Genomic DNA, 19,324 nt, shown 5'->3' with positions numbered 1-19,324 from the left:
AAACGAATTAAGAGATGGTGGTGGGGGAAGGATTATTCGGAGCTAAAGCTCCTCACCCTTCGGGTCGTTGCCTGCGGCAACGCTCTCTCGCTGACGCTCGAGTCGAACCTTAGTCGAAGCTTCTCATCCTTCCCCTATGGGCAGAATGATTTACTGACGGAGTCGTTAGGTAATTCAGGTGTTATTCAGGAAGTAATGGTGGTGGGGGAAGGATTCGAACCTTCGAAGTCGATGACGGCAGATTTACAGTCTGCTCCCTTTGGCCGCTCGGGAACCCCACCAGGGGAAAATCAAATTGTAGGTAATGCTCAAGATGGTGGTGGGGGAAGGATTCGAACCTTCGAAGTCGATGACGGCAGATTTACAGTCTGCTCCCTTTGGCCGCTCGGGAACCCCACCACGGGGTAATGCTTTTTACTGGCCTGCTCCCTCATTGGGAAGCGGGGCGCATCATACCAAATGACACGCCGCTGTAAAGCGTTACGTTGAGAAAAATGAACTGGTTGCGTAATTTTCATCCGTAACGGATTAAAGGCAACCAGTTCTTTTTGCTGGCGATTAAAGAATAATCGTCCGGTTACCGTAAACAAACACACGTTGCGCCAAAACCTGGTAAAGGGCGCGGCTTAATACGTTTTTCTCGACGTCACGACCTGCACGCATCATATCTTCGGCTGTATAAGTGTGATCCACATGAATAACGTCCTGCATAATGATTGGACCTTCATCCAGATTGTCATTTACATAGTGTGCCGTTGCGCCAATTATCTTCACGCCGCGTTCATAGGCCTGATGATACGGACGTGCCCCAATAAACGCCGGCAGGAATGAGTGGTGAATATTGATAATTTTATTCGGGAAGCGCGCCACAAATTCCGGCGTTAATACGCGCATATACTTCGCCAGCACAACGTAATCAGGCTGATAAGCATCAATGGCATCTGCCATCTTTTGATCGTGCTCGTTGCGACTTAATCCTTCATGGCTGACCAGTTCAAATGGAATATCAAAACGTTCAACCAGCGAACGCAAGGTATCGTGGTTGCCGATGACTGCCGCGATTTCCACATCCAGTCCACCGTAATTGGCTTTCATCAGCAGATCGCCAAGGCAATGCGCTTCTTTAGTGACCAGAATGACTATCCGGCGACGACCGGCGGGATTTAGTTCGCGCACAGAGCCTTCCGGCAATGCGCTATCGAGATCCGCCAGCAGGGTCGAATCATTAAAAATGCCTTCCAGTTCCGTGCGCATAAAAAAGCGTCCGGTACGATGATCAACAAATTCATTGTTCTGCACGATATTTAACTCGTGCTTGTAGCAAATATTAGTAATGCGCGCGATCAGACCTTTTTGATCCGGACAAATAGTACGCAGAACTTTTCGTTGGAGTGAGTGCATTGCTGGAAAAACCTTGTTGAGAGTGTTTGCTAAACCGTACCGTCAACCATTATTGGCCGCAGCACTTTTTAAATTTTTTACCTGAACCACAAGGGCAGGGATCGTTGCGGCCAAACTGTGGACGTGTACCGTCAATATAGTACCACTGACCGTTTTCTTTCAAAAATCGCGAACGTTCAATTATCGCTCCTGTTTTACCCTGTTCGGCAAATCGGGCGACGAAGCTAACATAACCTACGTTATCTCCTTCGTGATATGAACGCTCAAATACGGTCAGCCCTAACCATTCGGTATGCGCAAATCCGGCAATCAATTCGGCACGTAACGCCGCTGCGCCACAGGACGGATGCCAGGTCTTAATTAAATAATCTGCGTCCTGCATCACAAAAGCGCAGTAACGCGAACGCATGAGATGTTCTGGATCAGGTGCGACCTTTTCACCAGACACATAACGGTGGCAACATAGGCTATACTCGACAGCACTACCACAGGGACAAAGCTCAGACACAAATAATCTCCCTGGAAACAATAACGGCGTATTAATCGCCTGCGTAGCACTATGTTAACCGAGCAGTAGCGATGTGGCTACGGCTGCATTCCAGGGGAAGCCTTCAGGAACAATGAGAAAGATAAAAATAGGGCTGGCGCTAGGATCTGGCGCGGCGCGAGGATGGTCGCATATTGGCGTCATTAACGCGCTTAAAAAAATGGGCATTGAAATAGATATCGTCGCTGGATGTTCAATCGGTTCGCTGGTGGGCGCTGCTTTTGCATGTGATCGCCTGACCGCGCTTGAACAGTGGGTTACCTCTTTTAGCTATTGGGATGTTTTACGGCTGATGGATCTTTCCTGGCAGCGTGGTGGATTGTTGCGCGGTGAGCGTGTGTTCAACCAGTACCGCGAAATAATGCCGGAAACAGAGATCGAAAATTGTTCACGCCGTTTCGCTGCGGTTGCCACTAATTTAAGCACGGGGCGAGAACTCTGGTTTACCGAAGGCGACCTCCATCTTGCTATTCGTGCATCATGCAGCATCCCCGGCCTAATGGCGCCGGTCGCTCATAACGGCTATTGGCTGGTTGATGGCGCAGTTGTTAATCCGATTCCTATTTCCCTCACGCGTGCGATGGGCGCTGATATTGTGATTGCGGTCGATCTGCAGCACGATGCTCATTTAATGCAACAAGATCTCCTTTCATTTAATGTCAGTGAAGATAATGGCGAGAACGACGATCCTCTCCCGTGGCATGCGCGTTTGAAAGAACGATTAAGCAGTATAACGGCACGTCGGGCAGTGACTGCGCCAACCGCAACAGAGATTATGACCACGTCTATCCAGGTGCTGGAAAACCGTCTTAAACGAAACCGTATGGCTGGGGATCCGCCTGATATTCTGATTCAACCTTTATGCCCGCAGATATCCACTCTGGATTTTCATCGTGCAAATGCTGCCATTGCGGCAGGACAATTAGCGGTAGAGAAGAAAATGGATGAACTTTTACCGCTGGTTCGAACCAACGTTTTGACCTGATTTTTTATCTACACTTAAGTTAATTCTGACAGGCACTGATGGCAATAGCATGTCACTATTGAATAAAGCCAGTCAGGGGAGAGAACATGACGCAGCCATTGGTCGGAAAACAGATTCTCATAGTTGAAGATGAGCCAGTCTTTCGCTCGCTTCTGGATTCATGGTTTTCCTCATTGGGAGCAACGACAGTACTGGCGGCTGATGGGGTGGATGCCCTTGAGCTACTGGGCGGTTTTACACCCGATCTGATGATATGTGATATTGCAATGCCAAGAATGAATGGCTTAAAACTGCTGGAACATATACGCAACCGGGGAGACCAAACCCCGGTTCTGGTGATTTCTGCTACGGAAAATATGGCAGATATTGCGAAAGCATTACGGCTGGGTGTGGAAGATGTTTTGCTGAAACCAGTTAAAGACCTTAATCGCTTGCGTGAGATGGTTTTTGCTTGCCTGTATCCCAGCATGTTTAACTCCAGGGTTGAGGAAGAAGAAAGACTTTTTCGCGATTGGGATGCAATGGTCGATAATCCGACAGCTGCCGCGAAATTATTGCAAGAATTACAACCACCGGTTCAGCAGGAGATTTCCCATTGCCGGGTTAATTATCGCCAACTCGTTGCTGTTGATAAACCTGGTCTGGTACTTGATATTGCAGCACTTTCGGAAAACGATCTGGCTTTTTATTGCCTTGATGTAACCCGTGCTGGACATAATGGCGTCCTTGCCGCCTTGTTATTACGTGCGTTGTTTAATGGCTTATTACAAGAACAGCTTGCGCACCAGAATCAACCTTTGCCTGAGTTAGGCGCGTTATTGAAGCAGGTAAACCATTTACTACGCCAGGCCAATCTGCCCGGTCAATTTCCTCTATTAGTCGGCTATTATCATCGTGAATTAAAAAATCTCATTCTGGTATCCGCAGGCTTGAATGCGACGTTGAATGCGGGTGAACACCAGATTCAAATCAGTAATGGCGTTCCGTTAGGAACATTAGGCAACACTTATTTGAATCAATTGAGTCAGAGATGTGATGCCTGGCAATGCCAAATTTGGGGCGCTGGTGGAAGGCTACGCTTGATGTTGTCTGCGAATTGAGCAAACGATAATTTGGGATAAAATTGCATTACCCGCTAATGTCGGCTGGTGGTACTATCGTCGCCATTCGTATAAGTAATTGTCTTAATTATGTTAACTCGCTTCCTTTTCGGAACCAGGCGTCGCCAGGGTACTGATATACTGGGATGTGATACAGAAATATGAACACGTTCAATACACGAACAGTCCAGGAGAATTTAAATGGCTGCCATTAACACGAAAGTCAAAAAAGCCGTTATCCCCGTAGCGGGATTAGGAACCAGGATGTTGCCGGCGACGAAAGCTATCCCGAAAGAGATGCTACCGCTTGTCGATAAGCCATTAATTCAATACGTCGTGAATGAATGTATTGCGGCTGGTATTACTGAAATTGTGCTGGTTACTCACTCATCGAAAAACTCTATTGAAAACCACTTTGATACCAGTTTTGAACTGGAAGCAATGCTGGAAAAACGTGTAAAACGCCAGCTGCTTGATGAAGTGCAGTCTATTTGCCCTCCGCACGTAACTATTATGCAAGTTCGTCAGGGGCTGGCGAAAGGTTTAGGGCACGCAGTATTGTGTGCTCACCCGGTAGTTGGTGATGAACCTGTGGCTGTTATTTTGCCTGATGTTATTCTGGATGAATATGAATCCGATTTGTCGCAGGATAACCTCGCAGAGATGATCCGCCGCTTTGATGAAACTGGCCATAGCCAGATCATGGTTGAGCCTGTTGCTGATGTGACTGCATATGGTGTTGTGGATTGCAAAGGCGTGGATTTAGCGCCGGGTGAAAGTGTGCCTATGGTCGGTGTAGTAGAAAAACCGAAAGCAGATGTTGCACCGTCCAATCTCGCTATTGTTGGTCGTTACGTACTTAGCGCCGATATTTGGCCGCTGCTGGCAAAAACTCCTCCGGGAGCAGGCGATGAAATTCAACTTACCGATGCTATTGATATGCTGATCGAAAAAGAAACGGTTGAAGCCTATCACATGAAAGGGAAGAGCCATGACTGCGGTAATAAATTAGGTTACATGCAGGCTTTCGTTGAATACGGTATTCGTCACAACTCGCTGGGTGCTGAATTTAAAGCCTGGCTTGAAGAAGAGATGGGCATTAAGAAGTAACACCAATAGCGGTGTTTTCTACGAAACGGCATTGAGTTATCAATGCCGTTTTTTTATAGCTTATTCTTATTGGATAGTCTTAAAACGGACAATAAAAAATCCCGCCAATGGCGGGATTTTAAGCGAGCGTAATCTAAAAAAGATTATTACTTGATCAGGAAATCGTCGAGGGATTTACCTTGCTCATCCATTGCTTTTTTGATTACAGCCGGAGTACGACCCTGGCCAGTCCAGGTTTTGGTTTCGCCGTTCTCGTCAACGTAGCTATATTTAGCTGGACGCTGTGCGCGTTTAGCTTTGGTGCCGGATTTAACAGCCGCCATGCTATTCAGCAGTTCGTTCGGGTCAATACCGTCAGCGATCAGCATTTCACGATATTGTTGCAGTTTACGAGTGCGTTCTTCAACTTCAGCAGCAGCCGCACTTTCTTCTTCGCGACGCTCGTTAACAACTACTTCTAATTTTTCCAGCATTTCTTCCAGCGTTTCAAGTGTACATTCTCTTGCTTGCGCACGAAGAGTACGGATGTTGTTCAGAATTTTAAGTGCTTCGCTCATTGTAGTAATCTCAAACTTATATTGGGGTGGTTTGTTGAGGTAATAATAGAGCCTTAAATTCAGTTGTGCAATAGCCAGGAATGTAAGGAATTCAAAATTGTTCTTTATTTTGTGCCGCCAATAAATATCTTTTCATAAAATTAGCCAGAAAAGATGCGGCATATAGCCCTATTTGCACCGATGATTTCGCATCACCTAAGGTTAAAACTTCCTGATTCATGTCACATTTTATGTAGGGATTAACACGCGCTGACGTCTTTTACTCTTCGGTATTAGTCATGTTTACGAAAAATCCTCTATTAAGAGAATGATGAAAAGAAGAACAGTCGCAATAAGTGCAGGGACTTCGTATTGCCGTATCCTGGAGGTCAACAGAGGGTTATTACTTGTGCAACAAGTTAAAGATTGTGAATAGTTACCAGGAGTCATTTACGCAGTTATAACAAGCAAAAACAGACGCAATGATAGCTCTGAAGGATTATGTCATCCTTCTTAAGGAATGATGTATATACGCTCTTCTGCGTGTACTGTTGGGCTGTAAAACTGGCGAATTATGATAAACTTCAGCCAACTTTATTTCATATCATTGAGGGCCTGTGGCTGATGGCACAGCTATATTTCTACTATTCCGCAATGAACGCGGGTAAGTCTACGGCATTGTTGCAATCTTCATACAATTACCAGGAACGCGGTATGCGGACCGTCGTATATACGGCGGAAATTGACGATCGTTTCGGGGCAGGGAAAGTCAGCTCGCGTATAGGTTTGTCATCACCGGCAAAATTATTTAACCAAAATTCATCATTATTTGATGAGATTCGTGCGGAACATGAACAACAGGCAATTCATTGTGTACTGGTTGATGAATGCCAGTTTTTAACCAGACAACAAGTATATGAATTATCGGAGGTTGTCGATCAACTCGATATACCCGTTCTTTGTTATGGTTTACGTACAGATTTTCGCGGTGAATTATTTACCGGCAGTCAATACTTACTGGCATGGTCAGACAAACTGGTCGAATTAAAAACTATCTGCTTTTGTGGTCGTAAAGCAAGCATGGTGCTACGTCTTGATCAAGAGGGTAGGCCTTATAACGAAGGCGAACAGGTAGTTATTGGTGGTAATGAGCGTTATGTCTCGGTTTGTCGTAAACACTATAAAGAAGCGTTAGAAGTCGGTTCTTTGACGGCTATTCAAGAAAGACATCAACACGATTAATAAGATTTTCTTTACTGACAGGATGAATCGAGGCTTTTATCCTGTCAGTTCGTTTTACTAACTTCTTCCGAGTCATAATCCTTTCTCTACTCCTAACCATCGCTAAAAACGTAACAGAACGATTTAGTGCTTCGTCATCTACGATGTTGAGTCATTTTCAGGTTATCGCGGTTTGTGCGCATTAGATAACAGTATATATATGAGAATACTAATGCTGTTGGGTTATTTGACTTTGCATAGCGTGTGGCGAAAACAAAAAAACGGCCCCAAAAGGGACCGTTTATGAGGATGTACAGAGTTACTGATTAAGCGGATTTCTTCGCTTTTTTCTCTGCTTTAGCTGGAGCTGCTTCCTTTGCTGCCGCCGGTGCTCCTTCTACGTAATCACGACCATAGTAGGTATCCAGCAGAATCTGTTTCAGCTCGGAGATCAGCGGGTAACGCGGGTTAGCGCCAGTGCACTGGTCATCGAATGCGTCTTCAGACAGTTTATCTACGTTCGCCAGGAAGTCAGCTTCCTGAACGCCAGCCTCACGGATAGATTTCGGAATACCCAGTTCTGCTTTCAGCGTTTCCAGCCATGCCAGCAGTTTCTCGATCTTCGCAGCAGTACGGTCACCCGGTGCGCTCAGACCCAGATGGTCTGCGATTTCAGCATAACGACGACGAGCCTGCGGACGATCGTACTGGCTGAATGCAGTCTGCTTGGTCGGGTTGTCATTCGCGTTGTAGCGGATAACGTTACAAATCAGCAGGGCGTTGGCCAGACCGTGCGGAATATGGAACTGGGAACCCAGTTTGTGCGCCATTGAGTGACATACCCCCAGGAAGGCGTTCGCAAACGCGATACCCGCGATAGTTGCCGCACTGTGAACACGTTCACGCGCTACCGGGTTTTTAGCCCCTTCGTGGTAAGACGCTGGCAGATATTCTTTGAGCAGTTTCAGCGCCTGCAGAGCCTGACCGTCAGAGAACTCAGATGCCAGTACAGAAACATAAGCTTCCATGGCGTGAGTGACTGCGTCCAGACCACCGAAAGCACACAGAGACTTCGGCATATCCATAACCAGGTTGGCGTCAACAATCGCCATATCCGGGGTCAGTGCATAGTCTGCCAGCGGATATTTCTGACCTGTTGCGTCGTCGGTTACAACCGCAAACGGAGTCACTTCAGAACCTGTACCGGAAGTGGTGGTGACGGCGATCATTTTCGCTTTCACGCCCATTTTCGGGAACTTGTAGATGCGTTTACGGATATCCATAAAGCGCAGCGCCAGTTCTTCGAAGTGAGTTTCTGGATGTTCGTACATAACCCACATGATTTTCGCGGCGTCCATCGGGGAACCACCACCCAGCGCGATGATCACGTCTGGCTTGAAGGAGTTCGCCAGTTCGGCACCTTTACGAACGATGCTCAGTGTCGGGTCAGCTTCAACTTCAAAGAAGACTTCAGTTTCAACGCCGGCAGCTTTCAGTACAGAAGTAATCTGGTCAGCATAACCGTTGTTGAACAGGAAGCGGTCAGTCACGATGAGCGCACGTTTGTGGCCATCAGTAATCACTTCATCCAGCGCGATTGGCAGTGAGCCACGGCGGAAGTAGATAGATTTCGGAAGTTTGTGCCACAACATGTTTTCAGCTCGCTTAGCAACGGTTTTCTTGTTGATCAAGTGTTTTGGACCAACGTTTTCAGAGATGGAGTTACCACCCCAGGAACCACAACCCAGAGTCAGGGAAGGTGCGAGTTTGAAGTTATACAGGTCACCGATACCACCCTGAGAAGCCGGGGTGTTGATCAGGATACGGGCAGTTTTCATTTTCTGACCGAAGTAGGCAACGCGTGCCGGTTGGTTATCCTGGTCGGTGTACAGGCAAGAGGTATGACCGATACCGCCCATGGCAACCAGTTTCTCTGCTTTCTCTACCGCGTCTTCGAAATCTTTTGCACGGTACATTGCCAGAGTCGGGGACAGTTTTTCATGTGCGAACGGTTCGCTTTCATCAACAACGGTCACTTCACCGATCAGAATCTTAGTGTTTTCTGGTACAGAGAAGCCCGCCAGTTCAGCAATTTTATAAGCCGGTTGACCAACGATAGCTGCGTTCAGTGCGCCGTTTTTCAGGATAACGTCCTGAACGGCTTTCAGCTCTTTACCCTGCAGCATGTAACCGCCGTGGGTAGCGAAACGTTCACGTACAGCGTCATAAACAGAGTCAACAACAACAACAGACTGTTCAGAAGCACAGATTACGCCGTTGTCGAAGGTTTTGGACATCAGTACGGATGCAACTGCACGTTTGATATCTGCGGTTTCATCGATAACAACCGGAGTGTTACCAGCACCTACACCGATTGCCGGTTTACCGGAGCTGTATGCTGCTTTAACCATGCCCGGACCACCGGTCGCGAGAATCAGGTTAATGTCAGGGTGGTGCATCAGCGCGTTGGACAGTTCAACAGAAGGTTGATCGATCCAGCCAATCAGATCTTTCGGTGCACCAGCAGCGATAGCAGCCTGCAGAACGATATCAGCAGCTTTGTTGGTTGCATCTTTTGCACGCGGATGCGGAGAGAAGATGATGGCGTTGCGGGTCTTCAGGCTGATCAGCGATTTGAAGATTGCCGTTGAAGTCGGGTTAGTCGTTGGAACGATACCGCAGATAATACCGATTGGTTCAGCGATAGTGATAGTACCGAAAGTGTCGTCTTCAGACAGAACACCGCAGGTTTTTTCATCTTTATAGGCGTTGTAGATATATTCAGAAGCAAAGTGGTTTTTAATTACTTTATCTTCGACGATACCCATGCCGGATTCGGCAACGGCCATTTTCGCGAGTGGGATTCGAGCATCTGCGGCAGCCAGAGCGGCGGCGCGGAAGATTTTATCAACTTGCTCTTGAGTGAAACTGGCATATTCACGCTGGGCTTTTTTTACACGCTCTACGAGTGCGTTAAGTTCAGCGACATTAGTAACAGCCATAATGCTCTCCTGATAATGTTAAACTTTTTTAGTAAATCATCTGCTCGAATACGAGAGTATAGTCAGTGTGGTGATGATTTGCTTAACCTATGAAAATCAAAAGCTTACTCGCGCTCACACTCACTGTGATTTACTAAAAGAGTTTAAACATTAGAGAGACTAATCTCTAATGCGTCACTTCCAGGTGGCGTAAGCAAGATTACTCACTTCTGGGTACTGATTACGTGATCCAGATCAAAATTCCGCAAAGCTGACACCTTTCAGCTCCGCTTTTAGCTATAAAAGCTAATAGTTAATAAATTGTAGTATTTATTGTTGGCTACATTAGCATGTTTTGCACGACTAGATAACAATAATGAATGATAGTAATTTTAAGCGGTTAGGAGGTGAAAAATGCTGCCAAAAGGCGTATTGTCAGCGCGTATTTTTTTACCTTTGTTTATGGCTAACATTATCCGGCTTTTGCTTCGGAGCTAACCGTGATTCAGACACTCTTTGATTTTCCCGTTTACTTTAAATTTTTCATCGGGTTATTTGCGCTGGTTAACCCGGTTGGGATTATCCCCGTGTTTATCAGTATGACCAGCTATCAGACTGCGGCAGCGAGAAACAAAACAAATCTGACTGCCAACCTGTCGGTAGCGATTATCTTGTGGATCTCGCTTTTTCTCGGCGACACGATTCTGCAACTTTTTGGAATATCGATTGATTCGTTCCGCATCGCGGGCGGCATACTGGTGGTTACAATTGCGATGTCGATGATCAGCGGTAAGCTTGGTGAGGATAAACAGAACAAACAAGAGAAATCAGAAACCGCAATTCGAGAAAGCATCGGCGTTGTACCGCTCGCATTGCCTTTGATGGCGGGGCCAGGGGCGATCAGTTCAACTATCGTTTGGGGAACGCGTTATCACAGCATTGGTTATCTGTTCGGCTTTTTTGTGGCAATTGCATTGTTTGCTTTATGTTGCTGGGGCTTATTCCGCATGGCGCCCTGGCTGGTGCGAGTTCTGCGCCAGACCGGTATAAACGTGATTACTCGTATTATGGGGTTGCTGCTGATGGCATTAGGGATTGAATTTATCGTTAATGGAATCAAAGGGATTTTCCCTGGTCTGCTCAATTAATTCCTTTCATACGAAACGGAGCCATGGTGCTCCGTTTTTTCGTCATTATTTTTACTTTTGCCCAGCGCAGTTATCAAAAGCAAACGAAATAGATAAATATTTTTCCTCATATTACAGCTAGTTATAAGAATATCCTTACCCCGCCATCCTCCTCATCATGTTATTTTCGCGACATCATAATCCTGGGTCTTGCTGAAGAATAATTGAAATGATATTAGTAATTCCACTGCGTTTGGCAGAGGAATGTGCTAAATAATGGTCTGTTGTTAAATTATTGTGTATTTCTCTGTCGTGACGGCAACAAGGAAAAACAGACTTGCTTTCTGCGGTTTTATATAATTGTTTTTAAATGATTTTATTGGAAGTCTGATGAGGTCTTTAGATATTGGCGCGGTCAGCAAAAGAGAATTACTTAACAATTTTGCAAAATGTATTGGCGGGCAAGAAGCGCATTTGATACTTTCCGGCCAACCGTCAGGCGATTTTTTTGGTAATGAGAATAATTAACAATAAAAATTGCTGCATTAAAGAATAAATGTGTCTCGACAGGGGAGACACAGTAGGAACCGACGTAAGGTGGTCGTTCGAATCACCAGAATAAATAAAGTCGGTGATAGCAAAGCGTAACGATATATCAACCTGGCAGCAGAAAGTCTCCGAATCTGTCCAGGGTCCCAACCCGGGATTACACATGCTGGTTAAAGCCAGTAATTATAATGAGGGAGTCCAAAAAACAATGACCAACATCACCAAGAGAAGTTTAGTAGCAGCAGGCGTTCTGGCTGCGCTTATGGCAGGGAATGTTGCGCTGGCGGCTGATGTACCCGCTGGTGTTCAGCTTGCAGAAAACCAAACGCTGGTGCGTAACAATGGTTCTGAAGTTCAGTCATTAGATCCGCACAAAATTGAAGGGGTTCCGGAGTCTAATATCAGTCGCGACCTGTTTGAAGGCTTGCTGGTCAGCGATCTCGATGGTCATCCGGCGCCTGGCGTTGCGGAGTCCTGGGATAATAAAGATGCCAAAGTCTGGACATTCCATCTGCGTAAAGATGCGAAATGGTCCGACGGCACGCCAGTCACTGCGCAGGACTTTGTATACAGCTGGCAACGTTCTGTTGATCCGAACACCGCTTCTCCCTATGCCAGTTATCTACAATATGGGCATATCGCCGGTATTGATGAAATTCTCGAAGGAAAAAAACCGATTACCGATCTCGGCGTGAAAGCCGTCGATGACCACACTTTAGAAGTCTCATTAAGTGAGCCTGTTCCGTATTTCTATAAATTACTGGTTCACCCATCGACTTCTCCGGTGCCAAAAGCCGCTATTGAGAAATTCGGCGAGAAATGGACCCAGCCAGGAAATATTGTCACCAATGGCGCCTATACCTTAAAAGATTGGGTCGTTAACGAACGTATCGTTCTTGAACGCAGCCCGACCTACTGGAACAACGCGAAAACCGTCATTAACCAGGTCACCTATTTGCCTATTGCTTCTGAAGTCACCGATGTTAACCGCTATCGTAGCGGCGAAATTGATATGACCTATAACAACATGCCGATCGAGCTGTTCCAGAAGCTGAAAAAAGAGATCCCGAACGAAGTTCACGTCGATCCGTATCTGTGCACCTACTATTACGAAATTAACAACCAGAAACCGCCATTCAACGACGTGCGTGTGCGTACCGCACTGAAACTGGGTATGGATCGCGATATTATTGTTAATAAAGTGAAAGCACAGGGCGATATGCCAGCCTATGGTTACACTCCTCCTTACACAGATGGTGCAAAATTAACTCAGCCGGAATGGTTTGGCTGGAGCCAGGAAAAACGTAACGAAGAAGCGAAAAAATTGCTGGCTGAAGCGGGCTATACCGCAGACAAACCGTTGACCATTAACCTGCTATATAACACGTCCGATCTGCATAAAAAGCTGGCGATTGCCGCCTCTTCACTGTGGAAGAAAAACATTGGTGTAAACGTCAAACTGGTTAACCAGGAGTGGAAAACCTTCCTCGATACCCGTCACCAGGGAACTTTTGATGTGGCTCGTGCAGGCTGGTGTGCTGACTACAACGAACCAACTTCCTTCCTGAACACCATGCTGTCGAACAGTTCGATGAATACCGCGCATTATAAGAGCCCGGCCTTTGACAGTATTATGGCGGAAACGCTGAAAGCGACTGACGAGGCGCAACGCACTGCACTGTACACCAAAGCAGAACAGCAGCTGGATAAAGATTCGGCCATTGTTCCGGTTTATTACTACGTGAACGCGCGTCTGGTGAAACCGTGGGTTGGGGGTTATACCGGCAAAGATCCGCTGGATAATACCTACACCAGAAATATGTACATTGTGAAGCACTAATGGCAATACGTGGGGCAGGGGAACTTGCTCCACGGTGTCTGATTTTTATCGCATTACAGAAGGCACAGGCCAGAAGGTAGGGCAATGTTAAAATTTATTCTACGTCGCTGTCTGGAAGCGATTCCGACGCTATTTATTCTTATTACTATTTCGTTCTTTATGATGCGCCTTGCGCCGGGAAGTCCTTTTACCGGCGAACGTACATTACCGCCAGAAGTGATGGCCAATATCGAAGCGAAATATCATCTTAATGATCCGATCATGACACAGTATTTCAGCTACCTGAAACAACTGGCGCATGGTGATTTCGGTCCGTCTTTTAAATATAAAGATTATTCGGTCAATGACCTGGTCGCATCCAGCTTCCCTGTTTCTGCAAAATTGGGGGCAGCCGCGTTTATACTTGCGGTAGTGCTGGGTGTTAGTGCTGGCGTTATTGCCGCATTAAAACAAAACACCAAATGGGACTATACCGTGATGGGGCTGGCAATGACCGGGGTAGTTATCCCCAGTTTTGTGGTTGCGCCGTTATTAGTCATGATATTTGCGATCATATTGCATTGGCTACCAGGCGGTGGCTGGAATGGCGGGGCGCTGAAATTCATGATACTGCCGATGGTGGCGTTGTCTCTTGCCTATATCGCCAGTATTGCGCGTATTACCCGTGGTTCGATGATTGAAGTTTTACATTCCAACTTTATTCGTACTGCCCGCGCGAAAGGTTTACCTATGCGCAGGATCATCCTTCGCCACGCATTAAAACCCGCTCTGTTACCCGTACTCTCATATATGGGTCCCGCATTTGTCGGCATTATTACCGGTTCTATGGTTATCGAAACCATTTATGGTTTACCAGGGATCGGGCAATTGTTTGTGAATGGTGCGTTGAACCGTGACTATTCATTGGTATTAAGCCTGACCATTCTGGTTGGTGCATTAACCATTTTGTTTAATGCCATTGTCGATGTGCTATATGCGGTTATCGACCCGAAAATCCGTTACTGATACTGGAGCTCGCGATGATGTTAAGTAAGAAAAACAGCGAGACGCTGGAAAATTTCAGTGAAAAGCTGGAGGTCGAAGGGCGCAGCTTGTGGCAGGACGCACGCCGACGTTTTATGCATAACCGTGCGGCGGTCGCCAGTCTGATTGTACTGGTGCTGATTGCGCTGTTTGTTATCCTGGCACCGATGCTTTCGCAATTTGCCTATGATGATACCGACTGGGCAATGATGTCCAGCGCCCCGGATATGGAATCTGGTCACTACTTCGGTACTGACTCATCTGGTCGCGACCTGCTGGTGCGCGTTGCGATTGGCGGACGAATCTCACTCATGGTCGGTGTCGCTGCGGCGCTGGTGGCAGTGGTCGTAGGTACACTTTATGGTTCACTTTCCGGTTATCTTGGCGGCAAAGTGGATTCGGTAATGATGCGTCTGCTGGAAATCCTCAACTCCTTCCCATTCATGTTCTTCGTCATTTTGCTGGTGACCTTTTTCGGCCAAAACATCCTGCTGATTTTCGTGGCGATTGGCATGGTTTCTTGGCTGGATATGGCGCGTATTGTGCGTGGGCAAACCCTGAGTCTGAAGCGCAAAGAGTTTATTGAGGCGGCACAAGTTGGCGGTGTATCTACGCCCGGCATTGTAATTCGCCATATTGTGCCCAACGTGCTCGGCGTGGTGGTGGTCTACGCATCGCTACTGGTGCCCAGCATGATCCTCTTTGAATCCTTTTTAAGCTTCCTGGGGCTGGGTACACAAGAGCCGTTAAGCAGCTGGGGCGCATTGCTGAGTGATGGCGCGAACTCAATGGAGGTCTCTCCGTGGTTACTGCTGTTCCCTGCGGGATTCCTCGTGGTGACGCTGTTTTGTTTCAACTTTATCGGCGATGGCTTGCGTGATGCCCTCGACCCGAAAGATCGTTAAGGAGTGCAGCCATGAGCGTAATTGAAACTGCAACTGTGCCGCTCGCACAACAACAGGCTGACGCACTGCTGAACGTGAAAGATTTGCGTGTCACCTTTAGTACCCCGGATGGCGACGTCACGGCGGTCAATGATTTGAATTTTTCCCTGCGTGCCGGGGAAACTCTGGGTATCGTTGGTGAATCTGGCTCGGGTAAATCGCAAACCGCGTTTGCCTTAATGGGGCTGCTGGCTGCCAACGGACATATTGGCGGCTCGGCAACGTTCAATGGGCGAGAAATCCTCAATCTTCCAGAGCGAGAACTCAACAAACTGCGCGCTGAACAAATCTCGATGATTTTTCAGGATCCGATGACCTCATTAAATCCTTATATGCGCGTCGGTGAACAGTTGATGGAAGTGCTGATGCTACATAAAAGCATGAGCAAGGCTGAAGCGTTTGAAGAGTCGGTGCGGATGCTTGATGCAGTAAAAATGCCAGAAGCGCGTAAGCGCATGAAGATGTTCCCGCATGAATTTTCTGGTGGGATGCGTCAGCGCGTCATGATTGCGATGGCGTTGCTGTGTCGGCCTAAACTGCTGATTGCCGATGAGCCGACAACCGCGCTGGACGTGACCGTACAGGCGCAGATCATGACGCTATTGAATGAACTGAAGCGGGAATTTAATACCGCCATCATTATGATCACTCACGATCTTGGTGTCGTGGCGGGGATCTGTGACAAAGTGCTGGTGATGTACGCCGGGCGCACGATGGAATATGGCAATGCGCGCGATGTCTTTTATCAACCCGTTCATCCTTATTCTATCGGTTTGCTGAATGCGGTGCCGCGCCTTGATGCGGAAGGTGAAACCATGTTGACCATCCCGGGTAATCCGCCAAACCTGCTACGTTTACCGAAAGGTTGCCCGTTCCAGCCACGTTGTCCGTATGCGATGGAGATTTGTAGTAGTGCGCCGCCGCTGGAAGAGTTTACGCCTGGTCGCCTGCGTGCCTGCTTTAAACCGGTGGAGGAGCTGTTATGAATGCTGTAACCGAAGGAAGAAAAGTCCTCCTCGAAATCGCTGACCTGAAAGTGCACTTTGAGATCAAAGATGGCAAACAGTGGTTCTGGCAACCGGCAAAAACGCTGAAAGCGGTCGATGGTGTCACGCTTCGCCTGTATGAAGGGGAAACATTAGGTGTGGTAGGGGAATCGGGATGCGGTAAGTCCACCTTTGCTCGTGCCATCATCGGTTTGGTCAAGGCTACTGACGGTCGTGTTGCCTGGTTAGGCAAAGAGTTGTTGGGGATGAAGCCCGATGAATGGCGTGCCGTTCGTAGTGATATCCAGATGATTTTTCAGGATCCGCTGGCGTCGCTGAATCCACGTATGACCATCGGCGAGATCATCGCAGAACCGCTGCGCACCTATCATCCGAAAATGTCACGTCAGGAAATTCGTGAGCGCGTGAAGGCGATGATGATGAAAGTTGGCTTGCTACCCAATCTGATTAACCGCTATCCGCATGAGTTCTCCGGCGGGCAGTGTCAGCGTATTGGGATTGCTCGTGCACTTATTCTTGAACCGAAGCTGATTATCTGCGATGAGCCGGTGTCGGCGCTGGATGTGTCAATTCAGGCGCAGGTAGTCAACCTGCTCCAGCAGTTGCAACGTGAGATGGGATTGTCATTAATCTTTATCGCCCACGATCTGGCAGTGGTAAAACACATTTCCGATCGCGTGCTGGTGATGTATCTCGGACATGCGGTAGAACTGGGGACGTATGATGAGGTCTACCATAATCCGCTGCATCCTTATACCAAAGCATTGATGTCGGCAGTGCCCATTCCTGACCCGGATCTGGAAAAGAATAAATCTATTCAGTTACTGGAAGGGGAATTACCGTCGCCGATCAACCCGCCTTCTGGTTGTGTTTTCCGTACCCGCTGCCCGATTGCCGGTCCTGAGTGTGCCAAAACGCGACCTGTGCTGGAGGGGAGTTTCAGACATGCCGTTTCTTGCCTGAAAGTCGATCCGCTTTAAAACAAAAAGGGCTGACAACTGTCAGCCCTTTATCACGCCAAAAGCGATTATTTATTCTCGCCAGATAATATGGCAAAGTTTGTGATCTTTTTCGCGGCATAACAGGATACGGGCGAAAATATCGTTAATTTCACCATCTTCACTGTCCGCCAGGCCAATCACCACTTCGGCAAAAAAGTCCGGGTTCAAGTCGAAATCAACATGCTCCTGCCAGTCTTCTGCCGGGTCGAATAACTCCGCACCGCCGCGCTCTTCAAACTGAAGATTGAACAGCAGAACATCAGCCGGATCGAGATTATCTGCGGCCAGTTCGAGAAAAATATCATAGGCCTGTTCAAGTGTTTCATCTTCGGTCAGGCGATTGTTTAAATCCATATCCATAGTCACTACCCGTTTAACATCTGTTGGCCACGTTTTACAGCAACGGGCTGAAGAAGTAAAACAGTCGCTCGGCAACGCGCTGCCAGAGTGGTCGTTTCGCCCACAATCGCGCATCAAGTAAACGTGAACGCGAAATATAATCGTCCTGAACGGCGGCGAGGTCAGCACCAAAACCTTTATCGTCGATCGCCAGCGTGATTTCAAAGTTCAGCCAAAGACTACGCATATCGAGGTTAACGGTGCCCACCAGACTTAACTCGCCATCGACCAGCACGCTCTTGGTATGCAGTAATCCGCCTTCAAACTGATAAATTTTAACCCCTGCAGCCAGTAGTTCAGTAAAGAACGCGCGGCTGGCCCAGCCAACCAGCATTGAGTCATTTTTACGTGGCAGGATAATACTGACATCAACACCACGTTGCGCTGCCGTGCAAATAGCGTGAAGCAAATCATCGCTGGGCACGAAGTAGGGCGTCGTCATAATTAAATATTCGCGCGCCGAATATGCAGCGGTGAGCAGGGCCTGGTGAATCAGGTCTTCCGGGAAACCGGGGCCAGAAGCAATGGTATGGATCGTATGGCCGCTGGCCTGCTCAAACGGCATAATATTGACGTCTGGCGGTGGTGGCAGAATGCGTTTTCCAGTTTCAATCTCCCAGTCACAGGAATAAATAATCCCCATTGCGGTAGCAATAGGACCTTCCATACGCGCCATCAGGTCAATCCATTGTCCTACACCTGCATCCTGTTTGAAGAAGCGCGGATCGACCATGTTCATGCTGCCGGTATAGGCAATGTAGTTATCGATCATGATCATCTTGCGGTGCTGGCGCAGATCCATACGGCGTAAAAATACGCGCATCAGATTAACTTTTAGGGACTCGACCACTTCGATACCGGCATTACGCATCAGTTCTGGCCACGGACTGCGGAAGAACGCGACGCTACCGGCGGAATCGAGCATCAGTCGGCAATGAATACCGCGTCGGGCTGCTGCCATCAATGACTCAGCTACCTGATCCGCCATACCGCCGGGTTGCCAGATATAAAACACCATCTCAATATTATGCCGGGCGAGCTGGATGTCGCGGATTAACGCCTGCATTACATCATCAGATTCGGTCATCAGTTGTAGCTGATTTCCTTTGACCCCGGCGATCCCCTGACGACGCTCGCAGAGCTTGAATAACGGCCCGGCGACACTGCTGTTTTCTTCCGCGAAGATATGTTTACAGGCTTTAAGATCGTTAAGCCATTTAGCGGTAGAAGGCCACATCGCTCTGGCGCGTTCGGCACGGCGTTTACCTAAGTGGAGTTCGCCGACTGCAAGATAGGCAATAATTCCGACCAGCGGCAGAATATAAATGATCAACAGCCAGGCCATGGCGGAGGGAACTGCACGTCGTTTCATCAGAATGCGTAATGTTACGCCTGCAATGAGCAACCAGTATCCCAGAATGGCCAACCAACTCACCAACGTATAAACGGTTGTCATAGATTAGAAATCCTTTTGAAAGCGCATTGTTATGAGTTTACGCATATGGATTCATCTGGCAAATAAAAACGCGGGAAAAGCACTGGTCAGCGTCGGG

At 47.7% G+C, this 19,324-nt stretch carries 17 protein-coding genes, 2 tRNA genes and 1 other RNA gene; 11 read left to right on the top strand and 9 right to left on the bottom strand.

The genetic code is table 11. From position 1 onward, the window contains the following. Window positions 1-15 precede the first annotated feature (15 nt). From A7589_RS03430 to A7589_RS03410, 5 genes are all read right to left on the bottom strand, one after another. A non-coding RNA gene (locus A7589_RS03430) (RtT sRNA) lies at window positions 16-148 on the bottom strand. A gap of 48 nt (window positions 149-196) precedes the next feature. Then, window positions 197-281, bottom strand: a tRNA-Tyr gene (locus tag A7589_RS03425). A gap of 33 nt (window positions 282-314) precedes the next feature. Then, window positions 315-399: transfer RNA gene (locus A7589_RS03420), tRNA-Tyr, on the bottom strand. 159 nt (window positions 400-558) lie between these two features. After that, the gene (gene purU, locus A7589_RS03415) at window positions 559-1,401 is read right to left on the bottom strand and encodes a formyltetrahydrofolate deformylase (RefSeq protein WP_000555850.1); all 843 of its coding nucleotides are present in this window, start codon (window positions 1,399-1,401) and stop codon (window positions 559-561) included. A gap of 49 nt (window positions 1,402-1,450) precedes the next feature. Further along, window positions 1,451-1,909, bottom strand: coding sequence for a YchJ family protein (locus A7589_RS03410; RefSeq protein WP_016158404.1), 459 nt, complete (start codon window positions 1,907-1,909; stop codon window positions 1,451-1,453). Window positions 1,910-2,021: 112 nt separating this feature from the next. Here A7589_RS03410 and rssA point away from each other — a divergent pair, with 112 nt between their 5' ends. The 3 genes from rssA (at window position 2,022) to galU (ending at window position 5,143) form a co-directional block, all read left to right on the top strand. After that, complete coding sequence (rssA, locus tag A7589_RS03405) at window positions 2,022-2,933, top strand: patatin-like phospholipase RssA (RefSeq protein WP_010350469.1); 912 nt, start codon at window positions 2,022-2,024, stop codon at window positions 2,931-2,933. Window positions 2,934-3,019: 86 nt separating this feature from the next. Next, window positions 3,020-4,033, top strand: a complete 1,014-nt coding sequence (rssB, locus tag A7589_RS03400; protein WP_000193438.1) for a two-component system response regulator RssB — start codon at window positions 3,020-3,022, stop codon at window positions 4,031-4,033. A 201-nt stretch (window positions 4,034-4,234) separates the two neighbouring features. Beyond that, window positions 4,235-5,143: a UTP--glucose-1-phosphate uridylyltransferase GalU gene (gene galU, locus A7589_RS03395; RefSeq protein WP_000718987.1), complete on the top strand. Its 909-nt coding sequence runs from the start codon at window positions 4,235-4,237 to the stop codon at window positions 5,141-5,143. Between the two features lie 146 nt (window positions 5,144-5,289). On the opposite strand, the gene hns is transcribed toward galU, so the two are convergent. Next, window positions 5,290-5,700 (bottom strand): histone-like nucleoid-structuring protein H-NS, encoded by a 411-nt coding sequence (gene hns / locus A7589_RS03390; protein WP_001287384.1) that lies wholly within the window; start codon window positions 5,698-5,700, stop codon window positions 5,290-5,292. A 603-nt stretch (window positions 5,701-6,303) separates the two neighbouring features. Here hns and tdk point away from each other — a divergent pair. Further along, window positions 6,304-6,921: a thymidine kinase gene (gene tdk, locus A7589_RS03385; protein WP_016158403.1), complete on the top strand. Its 618-nt coding sequence runs from the start codon at window positions 6,304-6,306 to the stop codon at window positions 6,919-6,921. Window positions 6,922-7,226: 305 nt separating this feature from the next. Here tdk and adhE read toward each other — a convergent pair whose 3' ends face one another. After that, entirely contained in the window at window positions 7,227-9,902 is a 2,676-nt protein-coding gene (adhE, locus tag A7589_RS03380; protein WP_000301665.1) for a bifunctional acetaldehyde-CoA/alcohol dehydrogenase, read from the bottom strand. A 479-nt stretch (window positions 9,903-10,381) separates the two neighbouring features. Here adhE and ychE point away from each other — a divergent pair, with 479 nt between their 5' ends. The 7 genes from ychE (at window position 10,382) to oppF (ending at window position 17,351) form a co-directional block, all read left to right on the top strand. Further along, on the top strand, window positions 10,382-11,029 hold the full coding sequence (ychE, locus tag A7589_RS03375) for an NAAT family transporter YchE (protein WP_000616769.1): 648 nt from the start codon (window positions 10,382-10,384) through the stop codon (window positions 11,027-11,029). Window positions 11,030-11,398: 369 nt separating this feature from the next. Continuing rightward, complete coding sequence (locus A7589_RS22910) at window positions 11,399-11,536, top strand: hypothetical protein (protein WP_157945225.1); 138 nt, start codon at window positions 11,399-11,401, stop codon at window positions 11,534-11,536. A gap of 229 nt (window positions 11,537-11,765) precedes the next feature. Further along, window positions 11,766-13,397 (top strand): oligopeptide ABC transporter substrate-binding protein OppA, encoded by a 1,632-nt coding sequence (oppA, locus tag A7589_RS03365; protein ID WP_024257304.1) that lies wholly within the window; start codon window positions 11,766-11,768, stop codon window positions 13,395-13,397. 84 nt (window positions 13,398-13,481) lie between these two features. Continuing rightward, a complete protein-coding gene (oppB, locus tag A7589_RS03360) occupies window positions 13,482-14,402 on the top strand; it encodes an oligopeptide ABC transporter permease OppB (protein WP_000911117.1) in 921 nt (306 codons plus the stop codon). Window positions 14,403-14,416: 14 nt separating this feature from the next. Continuing rightward, entirely contained in the window at window positions 14,417-15,325 is a 909-nt protein-coding gene (gene oppC, locus A7589_RS03355; RefSeq protein WP_000979659.1) for an oligopeptide ABC transporter permease OppC, read from the top strand. A gap of 11 nt (window positions 15,326-15,336) precedes the next feature. Further along, window positions 15,337-16,350, top strand: coding sequence for a murein tripeptide/oligopeptide ABC transporter ATP-binding protein OppD (gene oppD / locus A7589_RS03350; protein WP_000110935.1), 1,014 nt, complete (start codon window positions 15,337-15,339; stop codon window positions 16,348-16,350). After that, window positions 16,347-17,351 carry a murein tripeptide/oligopeptide ABC transporter ATP-binding protein OppF gene (gene oppF, locus A7589_RS03345; RefSeq protein WP_000994881.1) on the top strand — a complete coding sequence of 335 codons (1,005 nt, stop codon included), beginning with the start codon at window positions 16,347-16,349 and terminating at the stop codon, window positions 17,349-17,351. The genes oppD and oppF overlap by 4 nt, the downstream gene beginning before the upstream one ends. A gap of 51 nt (window positions 17,352-17,402) precedes the next feature. On the opposite strand, the gene A7589_RS03340 is transcribed toward oppF, so the two are convergent. Continuing rightward, complete coding sequence (locus tag A7589_RS03340; protein ID WP_000366958.1) at window positions 17,403-17,732, bottom strand: HI1450 family dsDNA-mimic protein; 330 nt, start codon at window positions 17,730-17,732, stop codon at window positions 17,403-17,405. Window positions 17,733-17,766: 34 nt separating this feature from the next. Beyond that, window positions 17,767-19,227, bottom strand: a complete 1,461-nt coding sequence (gene cls, locus A7589_RS03335) for a cardiolipin synthase (protein ID WP_000214525.1) — start codon at window positions 19,225-19,227, stop codon at window positions 17,767-17,769. Window positions 19,228-19,324: the final 97 nt, after the last annotated feature.

The sequence above is a fragment of the Escherichia sp. MOD1-EC6475 genome, assembly GCF_003046645.1.
Classification (GTDB): Bacteria; Pseudomonadota; Gammaproteobacteria; order Enterobacterales; family Enterobacteriaceae; genus Escherichia; species Escherichia ruysiae.
Note: the sequence above shows the minus strand (reverse complement) of the source record. Positions and strands in the feature narration are given on the sequence as shown.

Coding starts and splice junctions, on each gene's coding strand:
- oppC (WP_000979659.1), top strand. CDS start 14,417: ATGATGTTAAGTAAGAAAAACAGCGAGACGCTGGAAAATTTCAGTGAA.
- hns (WP_001287384.1), bottom strand. CDS start 5,700: ATGAGCGAAGCACTTAAAATTCTGAACAACATCCGTACTCTTCGTGCG.
- rssB (WP_000193438.1), top strand. CDS start 3,020: ATGACGCAGCCATTGGTCGGAAAACAGATTCTCATAGTTGAAGATGAG.
- tdk (WP_016158403.1), top strand. CDS start 6,304: ATGGCACAGCTATATTTCTACTATTCCGCAATGAACGCGGGTAAGTCT.
- oppA (WP_024257304.1), top strand. CDS start 11,766: ATGACCAACATCACCAAGAGAAGTTTAGTAGCAGCAGGCGTTCTGGCT.
- galU (WP_000718987.1), top strand. CDS start 4,235: ATGGCTGCCATTAACACGAAAGTCAAAAAAGCCGTTATCCCCGTAGCG.
- A7589_RS03340 (WP_000366958.1), bottom strand. CDS start 17,732: ATGGATATGGATTTAAACAATCGCCTGACCGAAGATGAAACACTTGAA.
- adhE (WP_000301665.1), bottom strand. CDS start 9,902: ATGGCTGTTACTAATGTCGCTGAACTTAACGCACTCGTAGAGCGTGTA.
- A7589_RS22910 (WP_157945225.1), top strand. CDS start 11,399: ATGAGGTCTTTAGATATTGGCGCGGTCAGCAAAAGAGAATTACTTAAC.
- oppF (WP_000994881.1), top strand. CDS start 16,347: ATGAATGCTGTAACCGAAGGAAGAAAAGTCCTCCTCGAAATCGCTGAC.
- purU (WP_000555850.1), bottom strand. CDS start 1,401: ATGCACTCACTCCAACGAAAAGTTCTGCGTACTATTTGTCCGGATCAA.
- rssA (WP_010350469.1), top strand. CDS start 2,022: ATGAGAAAGATAAAAATAGGGCTGGCGCTAGGATCTGGCGCGGCGCGA.
- cls (WP_000214525.1), bottom strand. CDS start 19,227: ATGACAACCGTTTATACGTTGGTGAGTTGGTTGGCCATTCTGGGATAC.
- oppD (WP_000110935.1), top strand. CDS start 15,337: ATGAGCGTAATTGAAACTGCAACTGTGCCGCTCGCACAACAACAGGCT.
- oppB (WP_000911117.1), top strand. CDS start 13,482: ATGTTAAAATTTATTCTACGTCGCTGTCTGGAAGCGATTCCGACGCTA.